The following is a 22,042-nucleotide window of genomic DNA, read 5'->3' on the forward strand; positions in this document are numbered from 1 at the left end:
GCTTTTATTGTATTCTTCAGCGAGCAGTTAGACGCTATGGCAGAAACTCCGATGACTACAGAGATTACTTTCTCTGCAGAGAAAATTTCATTAGGAAATGCAACATTAGATAACAATTGGGCTAAATTATAATTAGTCTCCATAATCAAGAAGCGGTAATCTGCCGCTTCTTGTTTTTTTGCAGACAAATAATTTCATCCTTTTAAATTCGGAAAAGCTATTATCTTAAAAATATTAGGCGATTATTTAATCGTATAGCCGTAGAAAGTGAAAATATAGAAATCATTCCTATTTTCCTTTTTTAGGATGTATACTTGATTTCATCTAATTAATAAAAGATTATTCAATAGAACTTCTTCTTTACAAAATAAATTCATCAAAATAGCACAATGTTTAGATCATCATCTTCTGGAAAATATAGAAACTCAAATTTATTAGGAACTAAAGATCCTAGGTACAATATTGAAATGGATAGATGGGAAAACACAAGTGCTTTAGCGTCTATTATTGAAAGAAGAAATATAGAATATCGACCGAATAAGCCATTTGATGTGGTTCCGTATTTGGTAACAAAACTGGTTGACAATTCAATAAGACCAATATTTAGAGAAGGAATTTTCACGAGAGAGCTTGGGCTTACAATGAGAGATATAATGAAGACCCATACGGGTAGAAATTATATATCTCAGTTTATGAGAAAAAACGATATGTTTTACGGATATAAAGCCAAGAATGACGGGAAATACTCTGATGTAATACTTAATATTGTTCAGTTCTCTTTAGATAAAGAGTATAAAAAACATGAAGGAGCGCTTGGTTTTGCGCACCGTGAAGGAAATGTTACCTTATCTGAATCAAGTGTGGGCAAATTACTAATTAATATTTATGTTAATGAATCTTCTATTGAATCTATTTCGCATGAACTTTTTGTTCACAATGCAGGAGAAATAGAAGAAATTATTCAAGGTTTTAGAAGAGGTGGCTTAGAAGAAGCGCTAAGGGTTCAAAAATACGACGCTGACGATGACCATTTGGCACTTCGTGATTTAAACTCTAATCATCAAGGAGTTAAAATGTATAAAAAACTAGCAGAAGAGCTCGAAAATCTCGACCCAAAATATGAGAAGATTTTTGACAACATAGAGAAAACGAATTTATCAAAATATAGTGATCTAAAATAACTTTTAAAGCTCTTACTGATATGAAGAATATAATTTTGATACTTATTTTTTTAGTGTTTTCAAGTTGTGAGAAAAAAGAAAAGAGAGATGAAAGTTCGATTTTAAAAAGTAAAAATATTAATGAAATTGTAGCGGCAGTTATTGCTCAGGATAGTTTACCGGTATCTAAAAACAATGCGAGTTCAAGAATGTTTTGTGTAGATCTTACAAAAATTAATATTTATATTCCAGAAAAATCAGATAACCCGAATTTGCCTCCTCCTCCTTCATTTAATGGTATTTCAATAAATCAATTATTAAAATCGAAAGTTAAAGAAGAGATATTTTTTTCTACAGCTGATTCTGCTTTTTTGATTTCACAAAATAAAGAACAAAATGAATTTCAAATAGAAGAAGAAATAATAAAAAAAATAAATTCTACCACATCTAAGGAAGAAAAAATAAAACAGGAAAAAGGTGAAAAATACGATTTTTATAAAATAACAATACCTGTTTTTTCAAAAGACATGACTAAGGCCTATGTCGAACTGAATCATTTTTGCGGCAGTCTTTGTGGAGAAGGGAGAGTGCTTTTTCTTTCTAAAATTAACGGAAAGTGGATTATTGTAGCTAACTACCAAAAATGGATCAGCTAAAAATAATTTCATAAGAATTTATTTAAATATTTAAGACGAAATTGCCTGAGTTTGTTATATGAAAAAAAGTAAATATTTAAAATTAATGCAATATATAATAGTCAGGACATCATTTTTGAATAAGAATGAACATTTTTGATAATTTAGAAAATTATCAAGGATTAAAAAAATATACCACACCTATTTATAAAATAAAATTATGAGACCACCAACAATAATATTTGGAATCGATTCAAAAAAGATTAGCCACTTTACGAGCATCGAACTGGTGCAGGTGATCAATGATCATCATCAATTTATAATTTCTGTACCTCATTCTGTTGTAGAAAGTCCTTTAGCATATACTTTGGAGAATGCGCAGGAATGGCTGGGGAAAGTGGTACACATTGTGTTGGAAGAAAAAAATAACTTTTTGGGAGTTATTACCAATATCGATTTTGATCAAGAAATGGGGCATTCTGGCAATCATATTGTTGTGTCCGGGTATTCTAAAACTATTTTATTAGAGTCGGGTGAAAAGATGTATTCATGGGAAGAATCAACTTTAAAAGATGTTGTAAAAGAAGTAATCAAAAACGGGGCAGGAGAACAGCTTCAGAACGATATAAATCCAGAATATAGTAGTAAGATGGAATATCAGACTCAGTATTTGGAGACCGATTTTCAATTCATACAAAGATTAGCAAAGCAATACAATGAATGGCTGTATTATGACGGAGAAAAATTAGTTTTTGGGAAACCAAAAAGTTTCGACGATCCGATATCCTTAACCTACAACAGCGATATTTCAAAATTAAAGATTTCGGTACAGGCAGTGCCAAATAAATTCAGTGCATTTACTTATAACGAAAGTAATGATAAACGATACACTGCCAATTCTAAAGATGCCGTAAGCGGTCTTCCAAAACTAGGAAACGAAGCATTTGAAGCCTCAAAAGAAATATTTGCAACACCAGCTTTTACACATGATTTAATAAATGCAGCAGATGATGTTGCCTTAGAATCTTTCTTAAAAAAGAAACAAGAAAGCGCCGCAGCCAATACAACTTATGTTTCGGCAAGCACTAAGAATTCTAAATTAAAAATAGGAAGTATTGTCAATATTCAATCGAGTATTTTAGAGAATACAAGCATAATGAAACAAGAAGTAGGTACTTATATTATTACCGAAATAACGCATCATGCAACTCATTTAGGAGAATACCAGAATAACTTTAGAGCAATACCCTCAAAAGTAGTTTGTCTGCCAGAACCAGATGTGGCTTATCCAATTGCACAGACACAGCAGGCAATTGTAGAAAGTAATACTGATCCTAAAAACAAAGGAAGAGTAAGGGTTCAGATGTTATGGCAGGAAGGCAGTTCGATGAAAACACTTTGGTTACGAGTAATGTCTCCAGACGCTGGAAGCAGTGAAAAGGTAGGAACCAATCGTGGAATGGTTTTTATTCCGGATCCGGGAGACCATGTTATGGTGCATTTCCGTTATGGAGACCCAAACAGACCTTTTATTCTAGGAAGTGTTTTTAATGACAAAACTGGAAACGGAGGAGGAAGTGATAATAACAGTAAGACGATAAAAACCAAGAGCGGTAACGTAATCTCTTTTGATGACAGCAAGCAGAGTATTACAATAACAGATGGTGCCGGAAACTCTGTAGCACTAGATGGCGCTGGAAATATATCGGTAAACGCATCTGCATCAATATCATTGTCGACAGGAAGCAGCAGTCTGAAGCTAAATTCAGACGGGACAATAGATTTAGCAGGAAAAATAGTTACGATTACAGGACAGGACTCTTTGGACCACAGTGGTAAAAAAGTTACAATTACAGGTTCTGAAGAAGCTGTAGTTACATCGCCTATAAAAGTTGATATCAATTCTGCAGCAGAGGTAAGCATGACAGGTACAGCCAAAGCCTCATTATCTTCATCGGCTATTACAGCAGTTGAGGGTACAATTATAAAATTAAATTAAGCATTAATGAATCCAGTACAGCAGAACATTGAAAAATTGGTCGTAAAATGGGAAAAAGCCTGTAAAACTAAAGAAGTAAATATTGTTTGCATTACCCATACACAAAAAGAACAATCAATGATTGATGCTTTTTTGGAATATATTTTGGCTGTTGACAGCAGGAATAAATTCTTTGTCTGGATTTTTGAATCGGTTTTTGAAAGTTTAGAAACTTTTACAAATGCTATATTGCTTGAGATGCAGGAGTCTATTGCGATGTGGAATACCATGAAAAAACCAGAACAATATGAAGGTACAGTAATTGACTGGACGCCGGAATTTAAATTGGAGAATCCAGAAAATGCAATGCAGTTGTTGATAAATAACCTAAACAGTTTTGCTGCTTATTTAAATCCGGAAGAAGGAAATAAAGTTTGCTACGTTTTTAAATCTTATGGGATTACAAAAAAGGAAGCTGATGTATGGATCAAAACTTCGCTTAAAAACAGTTTCCATAAAAATAGTGTCTGGACTGTTACACAAACAAGTGAAGATTCTTTGTACAGAGATGCTATTTATAATCATGATAAGAAGATAAAAAATATTGATTCGGAAATAAATGTCAATGGAATGCTTGAAGAATTAGTTGCTCAGGCAGATTTGACCAATCCGGAAAATGCATACAGAAACGAGCTTGTAAAATTAATGCATGCTGTAGAAGATCGTAAAAAAGAAAAAGTGGGCATTCAGGCAAAAAAGTGTTTGGATATTGTTGTGAAGCAATTAAAAAATGATCCAAATTGGATTGCCCAGATCGTAACAGTTTATGTAATATTATACAATGATCAAATAGGCTATAAAAACTACGACGAAGCGCTTTACTTTGCAGACAAAGCGGTTGAGGCTGCAGTAATAGCACAGCAGACAATAGATGAATCTTTAGGAAGCCGGCTTGCGGGTCAGGCCTATATTGGTAGAGGAAGTATTTATGTATTAAAAGACGACTGGCAGAAAGCCAATGCCGATTACATAAATGCCAAAAAGGCTTACGAAGACTGCGGTGATTATTTAATGCAGATAGAAAGTTGCCGTCTTTGTGGCTGGAGTGCAGAAAAATTTGATCATGAAATAAATGTAATTCCTTACTATGAAGAAGGTTTTAATCTGCATACCAAAATAGATCACCAATTGCTTTTAAACTCTAATTTTCCTTTGATGCTGAAAGATGTTATTTACAACACAGCTTTTGAAAAAAAAGTAACAAAAAAGGCTCTCGACGAATTATTAATACCGCTTTTTGGAGAAAATTATAAATCAGAAATTGCTGCTTATGGAGATCCTGATAAGTTGCATAATACAGAATTTAAATGAGACATGTAAGTAAAGAAACAAACCCTGAAATTACAAATTTTGTAAACAAATGCCTTTCTGTTTTTCCAGAAGAATATAGAATGCCTATTTGTATAGTCGTGTTAATAGTGATATTCTTTTTTTTAATACGTTATTCTATAAGCAGTCAGTTTCCTAATAGAAAACCAAAAAAAATCGGTAGCATATCGATATCAAATGCTACTTTTCAAACAATCATTTTTATGTTTTTCATATTAATGAGCTTTTGTATTTCTATGTATTATTATAAGAATTCAAAATATTAAATGTTGAGTTTATCATTAAAAAGCATTTTTGAAATTAAAGATTAAAAACAGCTCTGGCAGTTGATATTAGCGCTTATGGTAGGTAACTTTTACGAATTGCTTTTATGACAGAAATAAAACCACATTATGCTTTTTTATTAATTACATTTTTTCTGATTGTACACCTTATCGCAATTATTAGAAATAAAGATTGGGTATTGCATTCAGGAAGTGGAAAATACAATTTTGGTTATTTTATAAAAATTTTTGGAAGAACAGCTGTAAGATGCTTTATAGGATTTTTTACAGTTTTAGGAATCATAATTTCATTTTTAACTTTTTACAATTATCAATATAATAATACTATTAACAATTCAAGAATCAATATTATGAAAGATCAAGTAGCAACCTACAGTAGTCAATTTACAAATTTTATGGCTTTAAACCCAGAATATACCTATCTTATTCTAGCAGGAATAGGCTTTATTGTTGCTTTTGGTTTTTTTAAAGATTGGGATTGGCTGTTAGAAACGTCTAACTCTAGCAGTAGTTCAATTAGCTTGAGATTTTGGCTTGAACTTGTTGGCAGAAAAACAGTACGTCTCTATTTGGCCTTTCTTTTTCTTTTTGTATCGATAGTATGTCTTTTAATTTTTGTTTATGAAAACAATACTAAGGAACAAAATACAATTTCTAAAAAAGAAGAAATTGTAAAACTTAAATAATAAACTAAAATGGCAGAGGGAGAAAAAGCAGCTGATAAGAATTATTTTGAAAAAGTTAGTGAAAAAGTAAATGAATCTGTAAACAAACAAGTTGAGAGCGTACAGCAAAACAACAAGGAGATTCAAAATACACTAAATAATGATAAACTTTCACCGGCAACAAAAACGACAACGGTACTTGTTAATGCAGCTAAAGCAATAAATACGATAACAAGCTCAATTGACACTATTAAATCAGATGTAAACAAAGTTATTACTGAGGGTATAGAAAGTGTATTAATGCCTTTATTAAAAGGCTTAGGAATGAAGGGACAAGCCTGTCTGCCAATTTCTAAGCAGCTTGATCCTGTATTAGGTATAGATATTCATATGGTAACTATTCCGCCATCACCAGCACCTGTACCTATGCCGCACCCGTATATAGGTCTGCTTTTTCGTCCAAAAGATTTCTTGTCAGTTACGGTTGCTTCTCTGATGCCATTACCTCCAGAACCTCCTCCAGTAGAGAATCCTGATAATCCTACAGAAGAAGAGCAGCAACAAGTACTATTACATGAAGGTAAAAGTTTTGTATACAACTTAATTTTGAGCAAACTTGGTGCTACAGTAAAAATAGGAGACTTTGCACCACGTGCGGTCGCAAGTACTCCAACTAAGAGTATTCCTCATTTTCCTATGGGCGCAGGTTTTCATCCGGTGTATTCTAGAATGTGCAGTAAAAATAACGGACATGCATTATTAGGAAGTTTATTGGCTTTGGCAGATGGAGACCCTATCAGCGGAGGCGGTGCGCATTTACATAACAGTTGCCAAGATGTAGGGATTTTTTCGCCTCATACTATGCGTCCGACCAAGAATAAAGACGACGGTATTAAAATGGGGTTAGAATTATATTTACCAACAAGTGTGATTATTCCGATACCACCAAAAGGAACAATCATAACCAATCCAATTCCCGCACCGTTTAATCCAGTTGCTATAGTAAAAAAATTATTACTGAATGGTTTTGCTAAGTTTGCAAAAAAAATAAAGGGACGCTTAATAAAATTTAATCATAGTGGCAAATGCCCAAGGTCGCTCAAAAGAGTTCTGTGCCGATTAGGGTTCGAACCGATAAATCTGGTAAATGGAGCAGTAATTTACGAGGGTAGCGATTTTGATATTGCAGGACCTCTAGCATTAAACTGGACACGTCAATGGTATTCTGATTCTCCCTATATCGGCTGGCTCGGACATGGCGTACATTGTAATTACGATCGTGCTGTAGAATTATATCCAGAATTGGGTACCGTAGGACTTCGTATGGATGATGGAAGAATCGCCGCTTTTCCTGAATTGCAGCTTGAAGGACAATTTTACCTAAGAGAAGAAAAAATAACGCTAAAAAGAACTTCTGATGGGTATCAGGCGTATGATTATAATAGTCGACTTTTTTATGATTTTACACTTTTTGACGGAAGAAAATACCAGCTTACTAAAATCTCCAATCCAGACGGACTGGCTCTTGTTTTTGAGTTTGAAGGCTATCGCTTGACTAAGATTATAGAAGCTGCAGGCAGAGTTATCAAAGTAAGCACTAAAAATGGCTTTATTGAAAAACTAGAACTTGAAAGCCCTGAAGGCCTTGAACTTTTAATTGCCTACGAGTACGATGAGCTGTACAATATGACCGCCATTATAGACGCACTAGGCAACCCTACCCGTATAGAGTACGATAAAAACCTGATGGTAAAGAAAACGGACCGTAACGGACAGGCTTTTTACTGGGAATACGACAGCCAGAACAGATGTACTCATACTTGGGGTGACGGAGGCTGGCAGGAAGGCTGGATGGAATATCATCCGCAGGACGGCTATAATTTGGTTACAGATGCAAACCAGGCTGTAACAACTTATTACTACGATGCAAACCAGCTGGTAACCGAGATAGAAGATCCAATGGGGAATTCTGTTTTTTACGATTATACCGAATACATGGAGCTTTATCGAGAGATAGATCAAGAAGGTCGCGTTTTTGCATTTGTTTATGATGAAAAAGGCAATAAAACGACAACCATTTATCCTGACGGAACAGAAGAAATGACGCTTTATGATGACGAAAACCGTCCTTTTATCTCTATTGATCCGGAGGGAGAGAAAACGGTATTTCTTTATGAAAAAGAAAAAGCCCATCAGCTAAAAACGATAATTGCACCCGATAAAAGCCTTACCAATTTTACTTATAATGAGCAGGGAATGCTTCATACCATTGCCAAAAACAGCAACGAACTAGAGCTGGTTTATGATAAAGCGTACAACCTTATAGAATGGCGCGAAAACGGTCAGAAACTAAAAACATGGGAGTATGACTACCGCGGACGTGTGCGTGCCATTTACACTCCTATGCAGATGGCTGATTATTTTACCTATGATGCCCTAGACAGGGTGCAGAAGATTATAGAAAAAGACAGCAATGTTATAGAATTTGATTATGATAACTATGATGATGTAACAGCTTTAAGAGACAATAAAAATAATATCAAGTTTAGCTATACTCCAATGGGAAGCCTTGCTTCACGAGAACAAAACGGCGTAAAAGTCCGTTTTGACTACGACAAGATGGAGCAACTCAAAGGGATTCGAAACGAAGACAACGAAACGTATTATTTTGTTCGCAACAAAGCAGGACATATTGTAAAGGAAACTGCTTTTGACGGTATCGTAAAAAAATACAGCCGAAATCTGGCAGGAGAAGTAACCAGAATAGACCACGGAAACGGAAAATATACAGAATACGAGCAGGATGCTCTAGGGCGTATTACCAGAGCCGATTACCATGACGGCACTTGGGAAATCTATACCTACAACAAAAACGGACAACTGGTAGAAGCCGGCAACCAAAACGTTAGTATTTTGTTTGAACGTGATGCTGTTGGGCGTATTGTAAAAGAAACACAAAAACAACAGCTCGATGCCAACGAAAAGGGCATTATCCTTACATCGACTTACAATACTTTAGGACAGCGTATTAATTTAAGCACCAGTCTTGGCGCCAATATAGACACGCATTACAACCAAAAAGGACAATTGGAGCGAATAGAAGCCCAAAGTAAGGAGCTCAAAGAACAGCATCAGACTTGGGAAACTACCCTGAAGCGAGACGAACTCGGCAGAGAAATTGAACGTTTTGCCACAGGAGGCTTACACATAAAAACCAGCTACAATAATAGCAGTAAACAAAAAGAGCGAGAAGTATTTGCAAACGGCAAACGTACAGGATCTCGTTACTACAACTGGGATACCAACCAACAGCTTCGCAGCGCCGTAAACCAAATAACCCAAAGCATGACTTATTTTGATTATGACGACTTTGGTAATTTGGCCAAAGCGAGTTATAACGGAAAAGAAGAACTGTACAAAACACCAGATGCTGTAGGAAACCTTTACAAAACCCGCGACCGCAGCGATCGCAAATATGGTAAAGGCGGAAAATTGTTAAAAGATGAAACGCATTATTACAAATACGATGAACTGGGCAATTTAGTACATAAAAGCCCAAGAAACATAAGCGAACCATTAAAGTTCGAAGCACCAACCAACTGGATAGACAAATTAGCAGGTAATAAAGCCGAAGAAACCAGATTACAGCAAGAACACGAACAATGGCAAAGTGGTGATACAACTTATACCTGGCTCGCCAACGGAATGCTGGAAAGTGTAACCAACCCCGACGGGAAAATAGTACGTTTTGAATATGATGCCTTAGGAAGACGTACTGAAAAAATTGCAGACAACGAAATTAATCGTTATTTTTGGGATGGCAATGTTCTTATACACGAATGGAAATATGATCTAAAAGAAAGGCCTCAACTAATTGTTATTGAAGATGATTTGGTTTATGATAAAGTTGAACCAATAGAGAATTTAATTACTTGGGTATATGAGGAAGGAGCTTTTGTGCCTTCTGCTAAAATTATTGGAAATGAAAAATTCTCAATAATTAACGATTATATTGGTCGTCCTGTTCAGTGTTATTCTCAAAATGGTTTATTAGTTTGGGAAACGGATTATGATATCTATGGTGATTTAAGGAATTTAAAAGGAGATAGAAATTTTATTCCTTTTAGGCAACTTGGACAATATGAGGATATAGAGACTGGCTTATACTATAACAGGTTCAGGTATTATAATCCTGAGGCTGGGCTGTATTTATCTCAGGATCCAATTGGATTGTCTGGAAACAATCCTAATTTTTATGGATATACTTTTAATTCTAATATAGAATTTGATCTATTTGGACTGAACAGTATTCCTCTCCCAAGTAAAGGTCAAGCATATCTTATACAGAATGTAAGAAAGGATGGTGGCTTTCATTACCAAGCAATTGATTCTGATGGGAATTTGGTTCATTTAATAGGTACTGATAATGTTGAAGTTGCAACTTCTAAATTGACAAAAACTGTAAAAGCAGATAATTATAAAATAATTGATGTTTCTAAAAAAACAAGTCTTAAAGACTTTAAAGATAGTTATAAAGGGAAAAAATATGATTTAGGTGAATTAGATTGTTTTTCAGCTGCAACTGATTATTTAAATAGAATGGGAGCTAAGTTAAACCTTATAGGAGATGATAATGCAGCAAAATTTGATAGTATAAAATGTAAAGGCTAATAAAATGAACGAATATATTAGAAACATAGAATTTAAATATGACATAAAAATCATAAAATCAAAGAATACTGAAAATGGCGTAAATAGTTATTATACAGATAGGAATAACAATGTAACAAAATTGTCTTTAAAGGATATAAAAATTAAAAAAAATTTAGATGATTTACTTCCATTTTCGGAACATTTAAAAGAATTAGAACTTGTAGTTTGTAATATTTCTTCAACAAAATTTTTAAAAAAATTTCCTAATTTAAAAACACTTAAGTTGGTGGGGAATAATATAAAGGGAACGGAGGGTCTAAATAAATTACGAAAATTAGAAAGATTAATATTATGGGAAGATTTATTTTCTATTACTGGATTAGAGAATTTAAAAATTAACGAATTAGATATTAATAGTGAAACAATATGTGTAAAAAATATTTGTTCTCTTCCTTCGTTGAAAAAATTATATATTTCTCAATGTCAATTATCAAATTTAAAAGATTTAGCGCATAAATTTCCATTACTGGAAGAGTTAAAAGCAGGATCTAATTTTGATTTTTGTAATATGTCTGATTTGGAAGAGCTAGTGTATTTGAAAAAATTAGATTTGTCTTACTGTCATATAGAAAAAATTGAAGGTATTGAAAAGTTAATAAATTTAAAAGAACTACTTCTAAATTATAATGTAATAAAAAAGATTCAAGAACTAGATCAATTAGTAAATTTAGAAGAATTAGGACTAAGAGGTAATTATATTAACAAAATTAATGGTTTAGAAAATTTAAAAAAACTTAAAAAACTTGATTTAAGTAATAATGATATAATATCTTATGATGTTGATTTCAATAAAGGACTAAAAATATTAGATTTGCGATTTAATAAAATCTATAAAATAAATGAAAAATTATTTGATGTAGATAATATTTTACTGACTTCCAATAGAATAGATAGAATCTCAGAAAAATATTTACAAAAAATAAAAAATAAATGTACGATTGATTTAAGACTTAATCCTTTGAGTGGTTTACCCGAAAATATACCCGAAAATATAACGTTGATAACCAAAGTAGTAAACCAAGATACAGGCTATTTTTATAATTACCGTTACCATGAAGGGAGTCATGCACGAATGGATACTCCAAGTTTCGAAAGCTGGTTAAAAACGTTAGATTCCATTGTTTTTGAAAATAATCCTTGTACTCTGAAAAATATGGATAACTTTTTTAATTAAATGTACTTATTGTATAATATATCGAAGTTATTATTTCCGCTCAGTACAAATGAATCTTATAGAAAAATAGGTAATGTTCCAAAATTAGTGATAATCATATTTAGAAATATATTTTATTGATTATTAAAATTTAATTCATAAAAATGAGAACAGGATTTATCTTGATCTAGTCTATTTTTTGTAGAAAAAACATATCATAAGTAATTGGTGTTTCAAAAATACCTTATAATGCGTCAAACATGATTTAATTGAGAGAATTAAAATCTACTGTATCACATTGTATAGTACCTTGTAAATAAAATAAATATGGAATCAACAGGACAATTATATGGTTTTTATTCTAATAAAACCATCGAATCGGTCTCACCGCTCCCGCACGAATCCTTTCGTGTGGCGTAATAAAAAGAAAACCCGCTGAATTTTTTTTTGGCGGGTTTTATAATTATGTTGATATTGTTTCAAATTAAGGAAATAAAACGTTCTTATTCACGAATAGAAATATGACCAGAAAGAAAGACCTCAATTAATTGTTGTAGAAGATGATTTGGTTTATGACAAACCAGAACCAATTGAAAATCTAGTTACTTGGGTTTACGAGGGAGGAAGTTTTGTGCCAAGTGGTAAGATTATTGGAGGAGAGAAGTTTTCTATTATCAATAGATTATATTGGTCGTCCGGTACATATTCACAAACTGACTATTTAGCATGGCAAACGGAGTATTAAATTTCAGATTTAGGAATTAATAACAGCTGTTTGTTATACAAGAAAAAAGAGTAGAACTTCTGGTATCTAAAAGTCAATTAGGATATGCTAAATTCTTAGGTAATAATGGTTTTAATTTAATCAAACGGAAATAACATTATGGGAATGTTACAATGTGAAAAACACGGTCTATCTGGAATCGCAATTAATATTGAAAAATCTATATGCCATAAAATTAATAGAAATCAACAAATTTTATCATCTGATTTAATTGTTGTTAAAGTTTATTTGTATGACAATGACCAATATTTATTCAATTTGAATTACATTATTACTAAAGAGTCTAAGAAAAAATACAATATTAAATCAATATATGAAATTCATAACGAGGAAGATGAAAAACAACTAAACGAAATTGATAGTTTGGTAGGCGTCATTTGTGAAAAGTGTTTTGTTGAGTATAAATTCATTAATAATATTAAAAAAATTGTCAATGAATATAAACATAGAGATTTGAAAAATTAAATATGAACTAATGGAGTGCTCCTAAATTGCTAGCCGAAAAAAAAAATAAATCTTTAAGTTGTAAATAAAATATCTGTACTATTAATTTTGTTAATTGTAACTCCTAAAATGTATTTTCTTTTTAAACCTAAGTTTTATATAAAATCTTATGCTGTAAATAATGAATATTAAAGATTATCTGATTAGTTTACAATTTGAGCGAGATTGGCAAGTTGAGATAAACTCCTATAATTCACTTCCTATATTTGATAATACTGTTGTATTTAGTGCAATTAATAAAACACTAGGAAAAGAATTTTACATAGAATTTGAAAACGATGAAACTGGCTATGTGTTGAATGAAGTTATTCTGAGCAGAAGTAATTTTTGTCTGAATCTAGACGAAAACTCTAAAATCTACAATCAAATTTCATCAAATACAAATATTGATGTATTAATAGGATATTTGAATAAAAAAACCAATCCAAATGATTTAGATTTAATGTATCTTAAGATAAATGGAGGCTGGAAAATATTTTTAAATAGATTATTCAATACGAATGAAAAATATGATGAAATCGAGTTTTTGTTTTTTGCAAAAAGAGACAATCAAATAATAGAAGTAAGTTGGATAGAATCAGCTAAATATAGAGCTACTGTTGGAAAAACAAAGTATAAAAATAATTCAGATTTTATTAATAATCAAGAACTTGAATAAATTGCGATTTATGACTTTACAAATCTTGAACTATTAAAGGAATTTATTGAAGATTATTTGTCAAAACCTAGATAATCCTACCGGTGATTTGTAATCAGCTCCCGAAAAAGAAAATCAAAACTTTTAATTGAGAAAGATTGTATTTTAGTTGATACACGACAAAAATGAAGATGTATAAAACAAAGACATAATAGAATCAGGAATAGAAAGATGTAAATAATGATATGATAAATAAAAATGTTTATCTCAATTTAAAGTTAAGTGATTTTGTTGGAGATCAATATAATACAATTGAAGATTTTACCTATGCTGATGTATTGGGGAAATCTACTTTAGTTGGGTATCATATTATATTCTTTAATCGAATTGAAAGTGAATTAGGCGCTTTAATTATAAACGATTTAGGAGATAATCATCAATTGATCGATTTAGCTAACAGAATATTGAAGACTATTTCTTTTGATTTCAACATAGGTCAAAAATATAGTGATACACTAACTAAAACTTTTGGAGCTTATCAATATAAAGATTCTGTTTTTGAAGATATAACTCGATTTTATTTTCTGAAAAAAGACTTTTTAATTATTCTTGGAATTTCTGATAAGAATGTTTTAAAAACTATAGAGATTGTAATGGATAGTGAGATAATAAGAAATAGAATGAATTAGGCAATGTCCTAGTTCAGAGTTTTTACTATAATAGATTTAGATAATATAATCCTGAATAAAGACTTTATTTACCCCAGGCTCCAATTAGATAGTAGGGAACAATCCGATTTTTTATGTGTATGCCGATGATTCGAATAGTTGGTTGGATGAATCAAAACTTATCAAATTAAATAGTAATAAATAATTTTATGGAAAATGTTCGTTTTTTTTATTCTAACAAAGAAGTATTGACCTCCTTCCGAAACGAAGTAATAGAGCGTGATGATGTAGAAAAACTTAAAAAAAATATACAAATAAATTTTTGCCTTGATTATTCATTTAAAAGCTTAAAAACAATTTCGCTAGAATATTTTAATTTATGTGTAGGCAGAGTAGTTAAAAGTAAGCGAGAAGAAACTTTTGACTATTGTGATTTGCTAGATTCAATATTTTATTTATTTGTGACTGATTGTGATCTTAAAAAAAATGAGGTACGGAATGTTTTTGAATTATTAAAAGCTCACATTACTTTAAATCAGCAATCAAAAATTGAAATTGAGGAAGAGTTATTAAATCATTCTAAAACTTATATTTCGATTATTATTCAACATATACTTAATGAAAAAATCGACAACCAAATAATAAACAAAAATCATGAATTATTAGGTTTTGATGAGTTTTCGGCTCTTTTTAATGGAAATCATGAGATGTTATATGATTCTGTTGAAATGGATTTAAGAAGTATAAATAGGATGAGAAATTTGTATAAAGAAAAATCACCAGCCAAGCCAATAGGGTTTCAAGATTTTAGTAATATGTTTGCAACATTAGGAAAAATTGAATTTTGGAAAAGACTAAATATAAACTTAGATCAAAATAGAATTAATCAATTATTTGTAAATGAATTTGGAAAAAACTTAAATTACTTTTCCTTTTGATAGTATAGATTTTGCTTTTAACTCCGTTCTATCCGAAATCCTTTCGTGCCTTTCAAAAATAAAAATAAATGTAAACCTCGCTATTTTAGAGGGGTACATTTTCCAATTTAGATAATTTCCTATCTAGAAAACAAGAATGTAAAATTGTTTAACCTGATGATATTCATCTTTGAAAGTTTGGTTTAACGCTAATAGTTTTACCTTAAATGGCTGTTTTGATGGCGATATTGACCGGGTGTAAGACTTACTATATGTTTGAACATTTTTGAGAAGTGCGGTAAATTAGAAAAACCAGTATCAATAGCAATTTCTAAAAATGTCTTATCTGTTGTTGCTATGAGATATTGGGCCCTTTCTATTTTTTTTTCATTTATATAATTTAAAGGCCTTTGTCCTGTATGAAGTAAAAATTGTTTTGAAAAATAATCCTGGTTTTGATTTACTCTTTTAGATAATTTGGAAACAGTAAGATTTTCGCTCAAATGAAGCTGTATGTAACGTATCGTGTCAAGTATTTTTGAAGATGTTATTTGTGAATTGGTTGCTTTAAAATCTTTAGAATTTAAAAATCTGGAGATTAACTGAAAAAGAATTCCTTGATTTTCAAATTTAAGATAGATCGGCATAGTGTCGTTTAGAGATTGATATTCTTTGTAATATAATTCCTTTTCATAAATCTGAGGATTGTCAGACCTGTTTATTCCTCGACCTGGATTATTTTGGAGCATTTTTTTTATCAATGCAACATCAAAATCAGAAGCAGGCAATTTTATGATATTCCGATTATTGTTAAAAAGCGAAGTCCCGTCTGGAGATTCTTCAAAAAATTGAATAAAAAACTGGCTCAGGTAATCTTTACAATTCAGATTACATAATGTAAAACTGGGAATAAGATACAAATAGCCAGGTTCTAAGGTAAAATGACCCGTGCTGTCAGAAACAGATCCAATTCCTTCATCAATGTAGTATAAGCGATTGTATGGACTGATAACATTGTTAAAGTTCCAGTTATGATTAAGTTTCACATAATCAATATGAAGCAGAGAGAAAGAGTATTTTAAAATGTTTTTAGACATAAGGACATAAAACTATTTAAAAAAACGTTTTTAGGTAATAAAAAAACGTTTTTGGATAAAAGGATATATTTTGAGGAAGTTATATTTGTTTTGTTTAATTCAAAAATACTAAACAAAATAAATTGATAATAAAATTTTTATCTAAAATTACTGCTGTATCTAGATATTTAAACGTTTTTTAGGGTTAAGATTAATAGCTTGTTTGAAAAAAAATAACGGAAATATATAATTACTTCCAAAATCATAAAAATATGAATAGAAGAAATGCCTTAAAATTAGGAGCCTCAGCATTAGCAGGTTTATATTTGTCTCCTTTATTAGGACAATCCCAATTATTTAGCAGTCCATTAAATAATGGAGTATTCGAACCAACTTGGGATTCTCTCAGTAAATACATAGTTCCAGATTGGTTTCGTGATGCTAAATTTGGAATTTGGGCACATTGGGGACCTCAATGTGAGCCCGAAGCAGGTGATTGGTATGCGAGGGAAATGTATCAGGAGGGCTCAAAAAAGTATAAAATTCATATCGAAAAATACGGACATCCGTCTAAATTTGGTTTTAAGGATGTAATTAATATATGGAAAGCAGATAATTGGAATCCCGAAGAACTTGTTAATTTGTATAAAGATGTCGGAGCTAAGTATTTTATGGCAATGGCCAATCATCATGATAATCTTGATCTCTATGACAGTAAATATCAGCCTAATTGGAATTCTACTAAAATGGGCCCCAAAAAAGATATTATAGCCGGATGGGAAAAAGCGGCTCGAAAAGCTGGACTTCGATTTGCAGTAAGTGTGCATGCCGCACATGCATGGAGCTGGTTTGAAACAGCACAGCGAGCAGATACTAAAGGCAATTACGCAGGTATTCCTTATGATGGCAAAGTAACCAAAGCAGATGGTGTGGGAACCTGGTGGGAAGGCTTAGATCCTCAGGAGTTGTATGCTCAGAATCATATATTAAGCGAAAATAGTCTGAATGATGGGCAAATACACAAACAATGGGATTGGGGAAACGGGGTTGCAAAACCATCTAACGAATATATAGAAAAATTCCATAATCGTACTATAGACTTAATTGACAAGTATAATCCTGATTTGGTTTATTTTGACGATACAGCATTACCGCTTTGGCCAGTTAGTGACGCTGGTCTGCGCATAGCCGCTCATTTGTATAACAAAAGCTTGAAAAAAAATAAAAATGTTCAGACAGTAGTTACAGGTAAGATACTGGATGAACAACAGCGTAAAGCAATGGTCTGGGATATTGAAAAGGGGCAGAGCAACAATATAGAACCTTTGCCTTGGCAAACAGATACTTGTATTGGGCATTGGCATTACGACAGGTCAGTTTATGATAATAAAAAATACAAATCTGCTAAAACAGTTATTCATACATTAATAGATGTTGTTAGTAAAAACGGGAATCTGATGCTGAATATTCCGGTGAGGGGAGATGGTAGTATTGATGAATTAGAAAGGGCAATTGTTGTAGAAATCGGACTCTGGATGAAAGCTAACTCAGATAGCATTTATGGAACAAGACCTTGGAAGATTTTTGGGGAAGGTCCTCAGCAGGAAAGCGTCGGGGCATTGACGGCTCAGGGATTTAACGAAGGAAAAGGCAAACCCTATACTTCAGAAGATATTCGTTTTGTTCAAAAAGCCAGGATGCTTTATGCGACAGTTATGGATTGGCCAGAAAACGGCATAGCAGTTATAAAAAGCTTAGGCGCAGAAAAGAACTTTTACTCTGGTAAAATAAAACAGATTAAACTGGTAAGCACTGGCCAGAAATTGGATTTCAAACAAAACGCACAAGCTCTTGAAGTTTATTTTCCTAAACAAAAGCCACAGAATTCGTATGCTAACGCGTTAGAAATTACTTAGTTCTTTTAATGGATTCTTTATCTGTAAAATATTGTTTATTACGGATTTCGGAATGTTTAACGAACTAGGTTATGAATAAAGCCAAACACCGTGGCTTGCTTTTGAGCTTTCAATGCAGGAAATATGCTAATCAAAAATTGTGGTTAAGGAAAATGGCAAACAAATAATTTCTCTTAAAAGGCAGAGATAAGTCGAAGAACAAATCTTCGGAAATTATTCTTTAAATAATATTTAAAAAATCAAGAAAGCTCTCGAAACATTGTTTTTTATATTAATTTTGATATGTTATTAGCTGAACTAATAGGAATTTAGCAAAAACAAAGCAACGGAAGCAATGTAAATGATGAGAGTGAAATTTTACAAACCAATAAATGAGACCCTGAAAAAATATATAAAAGGATACTATTTTTTTTTAGAAAAAGACGAATATGATTCTATATGTTATTGGACTTTTCCAAACAACTACAATATTGTAAGTGTTACGCAAAATGTTTCCATAATAAAAAGAGATAATAAGATAATGATTACGCCTTCAAAGGAAAAAAATATCTTTTCTCATATTACCTATCGCTACGATACTCCTATTGAAATATTTTACGAGAAACCGTTAAATGAAATTACTATTTATTTTGAACCACTGGGTCTCAATTTCTTTACAGATAAAGTCGAAGTATATTATTCCAAAGACAATACAAAAGAAGTAGAGTTTGACCCATTTCCAGATTTTAAAAAAGAGATGGAAAAAATTTTCAGTATTCAGGAGAGAGAAAAACAAATTGAGCAGTTGGAGGATTACTGGTTATCAAAATTTGTACATAAAGATGTCTCTATGATAAAAGAATTAATTGCCGATATAGAAGCAAATGCGAAAATTGAAGAAGTAGCAAAAAAACATAAGATATCTAGGCAATATTTGAACAAAATATTTCAGAAAAATATTGGAAAATCTCCTTCCGAATATCGAAAAATCCACAGGTTTAGAAAATCAATTACTGATAAAAATCAGGTTAAGAACCTGACCGAATTATCATATGAAAACCTGTTTTATGATCAGTCGCATTTTGTTAAAGATTTTCGTGACTTAACTTTTAAAAGTCCAAAAACATTTTTTGAAAAGATAAATACTGAAAGAGAAACGGTTTGGTTTTTCCCTTAAAGGTGTTTCCATTTTTACAATTTCATATTAATAAGTTGCATTTTCTTTGTAACCAAATATTTGATTTGCCAAACAACTGTTTTAATGGATGATTTTTCATTTTTAATAGATATTGGGAGGTTTTACCTATTTGGCAAATCTTTATATTCAATAAACAAGTAATAATACATTTGAATAGTAATTTATATATCTTAGAAATATTTTTAGAATGAAGAAGCTCATTTTTGCGATACTTAGTACAGGTTTAATAACGGTTTTTGTAAACGCACAAAAAGCAAAAGTAGTAGTATTGGGTGTTGGTCACTCCACTCAGCTTGTAAACTTTAATCAACAGCCTTCAGCTATCCGTGCATTTATTGACAGAGTAAATCCAAGGGCTGTATGTGTTGAACGTTCTCCCGAAGAATTTTCAAAAAATGATTTTTATGAGTTTACTTTCGAGCAGCAATATGTAATAGTCCCATATGCAAGAGAGAAAAGACTGCCCTTGTATCCTATTGATTGGCTTCCCTCAGAAAACGACATGGATTTAGCATTTGGAATGAAAGACTTGGAAGTGCCAAAATTTACAAGACAAAAAAATGGTTTTTTAGGTTTCACTACATTTAAAGAAAAGCAAGATTTTGAAGATGATTTTTATTTTGCAGATAAAAAATCATATAAAGATAGTATTGCGTCTTGGTACAATACCAGTCCCGACAAAACCTCTTTTGATTTTCCAAGAAGATTATTTTTGTACCGTACATTTCTTCAGTCCGCAAGAATACAAAAAGTGTTAGAGAATTATAAAGAAACAGATACGATATTAGTGGTAATTGGAGCTTTTCACAAAAACGATATTGAGAAAAACCTAAAAGAAAAAGGATATGAGATTATTCAGCCAAGCTCCTTTGGGGAAATCAGTGAAAAAGAAATTCGTGACAACTTTAAAAAGCAAGACGCTTTTGCCATTTTATCCTTTAATCTTCTTGGAATGCAGTCCTATTTAGAAAAAGTAAATATACAACTGATAAACTCTGCTTTTGATTATTTAAAAGATGATCATTCTTCTGAGACGGAATTTTTCAGAATAAAATACAACATTTATCAGAAAAATATATCTTCTAAGGAAGCGATAAATAGGTATAATGCGCTGTTGAATAATCTTGAAGAACAGCAATTCAGCTGGAACGGAGTTAAAAATAAATCTCGAATTGATTCTTACTTTGACCCTTTTGGTAATCTTTCATTAAAGCAACGAATAAGGCTAGAATTGGCAAGAGAATTTTTTCATCTATCAAACAAAGATAAATATCAGAAAGAGATTCAATTACTTACAGCAGAATTTAAAGGATATAAGAAAGAAATGCTACAGAATTATATTGAGCAATTCATCAAATAACCACAGATGGTTTGCATTCTGCAGTGTAATCTCATTTTACTTTTAGTTTTCAGAGTTTGAGTAATTGATAACTATTAGTGTTTGTTAGTTTATTTAGCGAACCTACATTTTGATGTCATAAACAGTATATTGTTTTTGGTATTGCAAATGCAATTAGAGTAAATTTACCCATACATTATATCAAAGGTTAACTAGAAAAAAAGGCGTACCCCGCTACCATAAATTAAAAATAACTATAAAATGATTAATTATTTGATTGTTCCTGGCCTAGGAAATTCAGGACCAGAGCATTGGCAGACTTATTTTCAGAATTCAGGAGACAATTTCCACAGAGTCGAGCAACAAGAATGGGATGAACCAACCTGTGAAAACTGGATAACAGCTATTGATGAGAAAGTATTACAGTTTGATTTTTCTACAATCGTACTTATCGGACACAGTTTGGGCTGTTCAACAATAGCACATTGGGCTTCAAAATACAAAAGAAAGATTAAAGGAGCGATGCTTGTAGCGCCAAGCGATTTGGAAGCTCCTCAGTATACGTTTCCTGCTATTGGTTTTGCTCCAATTCCTCTTGATAAAATTAGCTTCCCAACTATTGTGGTAGCAAGTTCAGACGATATTTGGGTATCTTTAGATAGAGCTCAATTTTTTGCAGAAAGCTGGGGAAGTGAATTTATAAATATTGGAAATGCAGGACATATTAATGTCCAGTCGGGACATACGAATTGGGATGAGGGAATGGAAATATTGAAAACCATTGTCTAATCGAGGTATTGTTGGCAGTATTCATTTAATAAAAAAGAGCAACCTGTTTAACGGAAATAAATCAATTTTATACCTCAATCGAATAAAAAGGATACATTTCTAAAATGTTTTCTAAAAAAAAATAATTGAGAAACAAAAGCAAGAGCCTAAGAAAATCTGAAGCTCTTGCTTTCATGGATGAGAGGCTTTAATTTGTCTAGAATACAAGCTGTTAACCTTATTTCTATGTTTTTCTAAAAACGTCTTGGCTTTTTGTGT

Annotated in this window: 17 protein-coding genes; 16 read left to right on the forward strand and 1 reads right to left on the reverse strand. The window is 31.8% G+C overall.

Annotated features, from left to right (window positions below; translation table 11 throughout):
- Positions 1 to 6 precede the first annotated feature (6 nt).
- The 12 genes from tssD (at position 7) to ACFFLS_RS05610 (ending at position 15,508) form a co-directional block, all read left to right on the forward strand.
- Positions 7 to 132 carry a type VI secretion system tube protein TssD gene (gene tssD / locus ACFFLS_RS05550; RefSeq protein WP_379689324.1) on the forward strand — a complete coding sequence of 42 codons (126 nt, stop codon included), beginning with the start codon at positions 7 to 9 and terminating at the stop codon, positions 130 to 132.
- A 257-nt stretch (positions 133 to 389) separates the two neighbouring features.
- On the forward strand, positions 390 to 1,181 hold the full coding sequence (locus ACFFLS_RS05555; RefSeq protein WP_379685533.1) for a hypothetical protein: 792 nt from the start codon (positions 390 to 392) through the stop codon (positions 1,179 to 1,181).
- 20 nt (positions 1,182 to 1,201) lie between these two features.
- The gene (locus ACFFLS_RS05560; protein WP_379685534.1) at positions 1,202 to 1,816 is read left to right on the forward strand and encodes a hypothetical protein; all 615 of its coding nucleotides are present in this window, start codon (positions 1,202 to 1,204) and stop codon (positions 1,814 to 1,816) included.
- 199 nt (positions 1,817 to 2,015) lie between these two features.
- Positions 2,016 to 3,794, forward strand: coding sequence for a type VI secretion system Vgr family protein (locus ACFFLS_RS05565; protein WP_379685535.1), 1,779 nt, complete (start codon positions 2,016 to 2,018; stop codon positions 3,792 to 3,794).
- Between the two features lie 6 nt (positions 3,795 to 3,800).
- The gene (locus ACFFLS_RS05570; RefSeq protein ID WP_379685536.1) at positions 3,801 to 5,144 is read left to right on the forward strand and encodes a hypothetical protein; all 1,344 of its coding nucleotides are present in this window, start codon (positions 3,801 to 3,803) and stop codon (positions 5,142 to 5,144) included.
- A 388-nt stretch (positions 5,145 to 5,532) separates the two neighbouring features.
- Positions 5,533 to 6,132 carry an immunity 17 family protein gene (locus tag ACFFLS_RS26130; protein WP_379685537.1) on the forward strand — a complete coding sequence of 200 codons (600 nt, stop codon included), beginning with the start codon at positions 5,533 to 5,535 and terminating at the stop codon, positions 6,130 to 6,132.
- 9 nt (positions 6,133 to 6,141) lie between these two features.
- Positions 6,142 to 10,782: a DUF6531 domain-containing protein gene (locus ACFFLS_RS05585; RefSeq protein ID WP_379689221.1), complete on the forward strand. Its 4,641-nt coding sequence runs from the start codon at positions 6,142 to 6,144 to the stop codon at positions 10,780 to 10,782.
- Between the two features lie 4 nt (positions 10,783 to 10,786).
- Entirely contained in the window at positions 10,787 to 11,998 is a 1,212-nt protein-coding gene (locus ACFFLS_RS05590; protein ID WP_379685540.1) for a leucine-rich repeat domain-containing protein, read from the forward strand.
- A gap of 862 nt (positions 11,999 to 12,860) precedes the next feature.
- The gene (locus ACFFLS_RS05595; RefSeq protein ID WP_379685541.1) at positions 12,861 to 13,226 is read left to right on the forward strand and encodes a hypothetical protein; all 366 of its coding nucleotides are present in this window, start codon (positions 12,861 to 12,863) and stop codon (positions 13,224 to 13,226) included.
- 160 nt (positions 13,227 to 13,386) lie between these two features.
- Positions 13,387 to 13,923: a hypothetical protein gene (locus tag ACFFLS_RS05600; RefSeq protein ID WP_379685543.1), complete on the forward strand. Its 537-nt coding sequence runs from the start codon at positions 13,387 to 13,389 to the stop codon at positions 13,921 to 13,923.
- Between the two features lie 224 nt (positions 13,924 to 14,147).
- Positions 14,148 to 14,591 (forward strand): hypothetical protein, encoded by a 444-nt coding sequence (locus ACFFLS_RS05605; RefSeq protein ID WP_379685545.1) that lies wholly within the window; start codon positions 14,148 to 14,150, stop codon positions 14,589 to 14,591.
- Positions 14,592 to 14,779: 188 nt separating this feature from the next.
- Positions 14,780 to 15,508, forward strand: a complete 729-nt coding sequence (locus ACFFLS_RS05610; protein WP_379685546.1) for a hypothetical protein — start codon at positions 14,780 to 14,782, stop codon at positions 15,506 to 15,508.
- Positions 15,509 to 15,705: 197 nt separating this feature from the next.
- Here ACFFLS_RS05610 and ACFFLS_RS05615 read toward each other — a convergent pair whose 3' ends face one another.
- Complete coding sequence (locus ACFFLS_RS05615) at positions 15,706 to 16,584, reverse strand: helix-turn-helix domain-containing protein (protein WP_379685547.1); 879 nt, start codon at positions 16,582 to 16,584, stop codon at positions 15,706 to 15,708.
- A 251-nt stretch (positions 16,585 to 16,835) separates the two neighbouring features.
- Here ACFFLS_RS05615 and ACFFLS_RS05620 point away from each other — a divergent pair, with 251 nt between their 5' ends.
- From ACFFLS_RS05620 to ACFFLS_RS05635, 4 genes are all read left to right on the forward strand, one after another.
- Entirely contained in the window at positions 16,836 to 18,479 is a 1,644-nt protein-coding gene (locus ACFFLS_RS05620; RefSeq protein ID WP_379689223.1) for an alpha-L-fucosidase, read from the forward strand.
- A 340-nt stretch (positions 18,480 to 18,819) separates the two neighbouring features.
- Complete coding sequence (locus tag ACFFLS_RS05625; RefSeq protein ID WP_379689224.1) at positions 18,820 to 19,635, forward strand: helix-turn-helix domain-containing protein; 816 nt, start codon at positions 18,820 to 18,822, stop codon at positions 19,633 to 19,635.
- A gap of 208 nt (positions 19,636 to 19,843) precedes the next feature.
- Positions 19,844 to 21,016: a hypothetical protein gene (locus ACFFLS_RS05630; RefSeq protein WP_379689227.1), complete on the forward strand. Its 1,173-nt coding sequence runs from the start codon at positions 19,844 to 19,846 to the stop codon at positions 21,014 to 21,016.
- A gap of 240 nt (positions 21,017 to 21,256) precedes the next feature.
- Positions 21,257 to 21,784: an RBBP9/YdeN family alpha/beta hydrolase gene (locus ACFFLS_RS05635; protein ID WP_379689228.1), complete on the forward strand. Its 528-nt coding sequence runs from the start codon at positions 21,257 to 21,259 to the stop codon at positions 21,782 to 21,784.
- The last annotated feature ends 258 nt before the right edge of the window (positions 21,785 to 22,042 follow it).

Origin of the sequence: Flavobacterium procerum (assembly GCF_042431625.1) — a bacterium.
GTDB lineage: Bacteria > Bacteroidota > Bacteroidia > Flavobacteriales > Flavobacteriaceae > Flavobacterium > Flavobacterium procerum.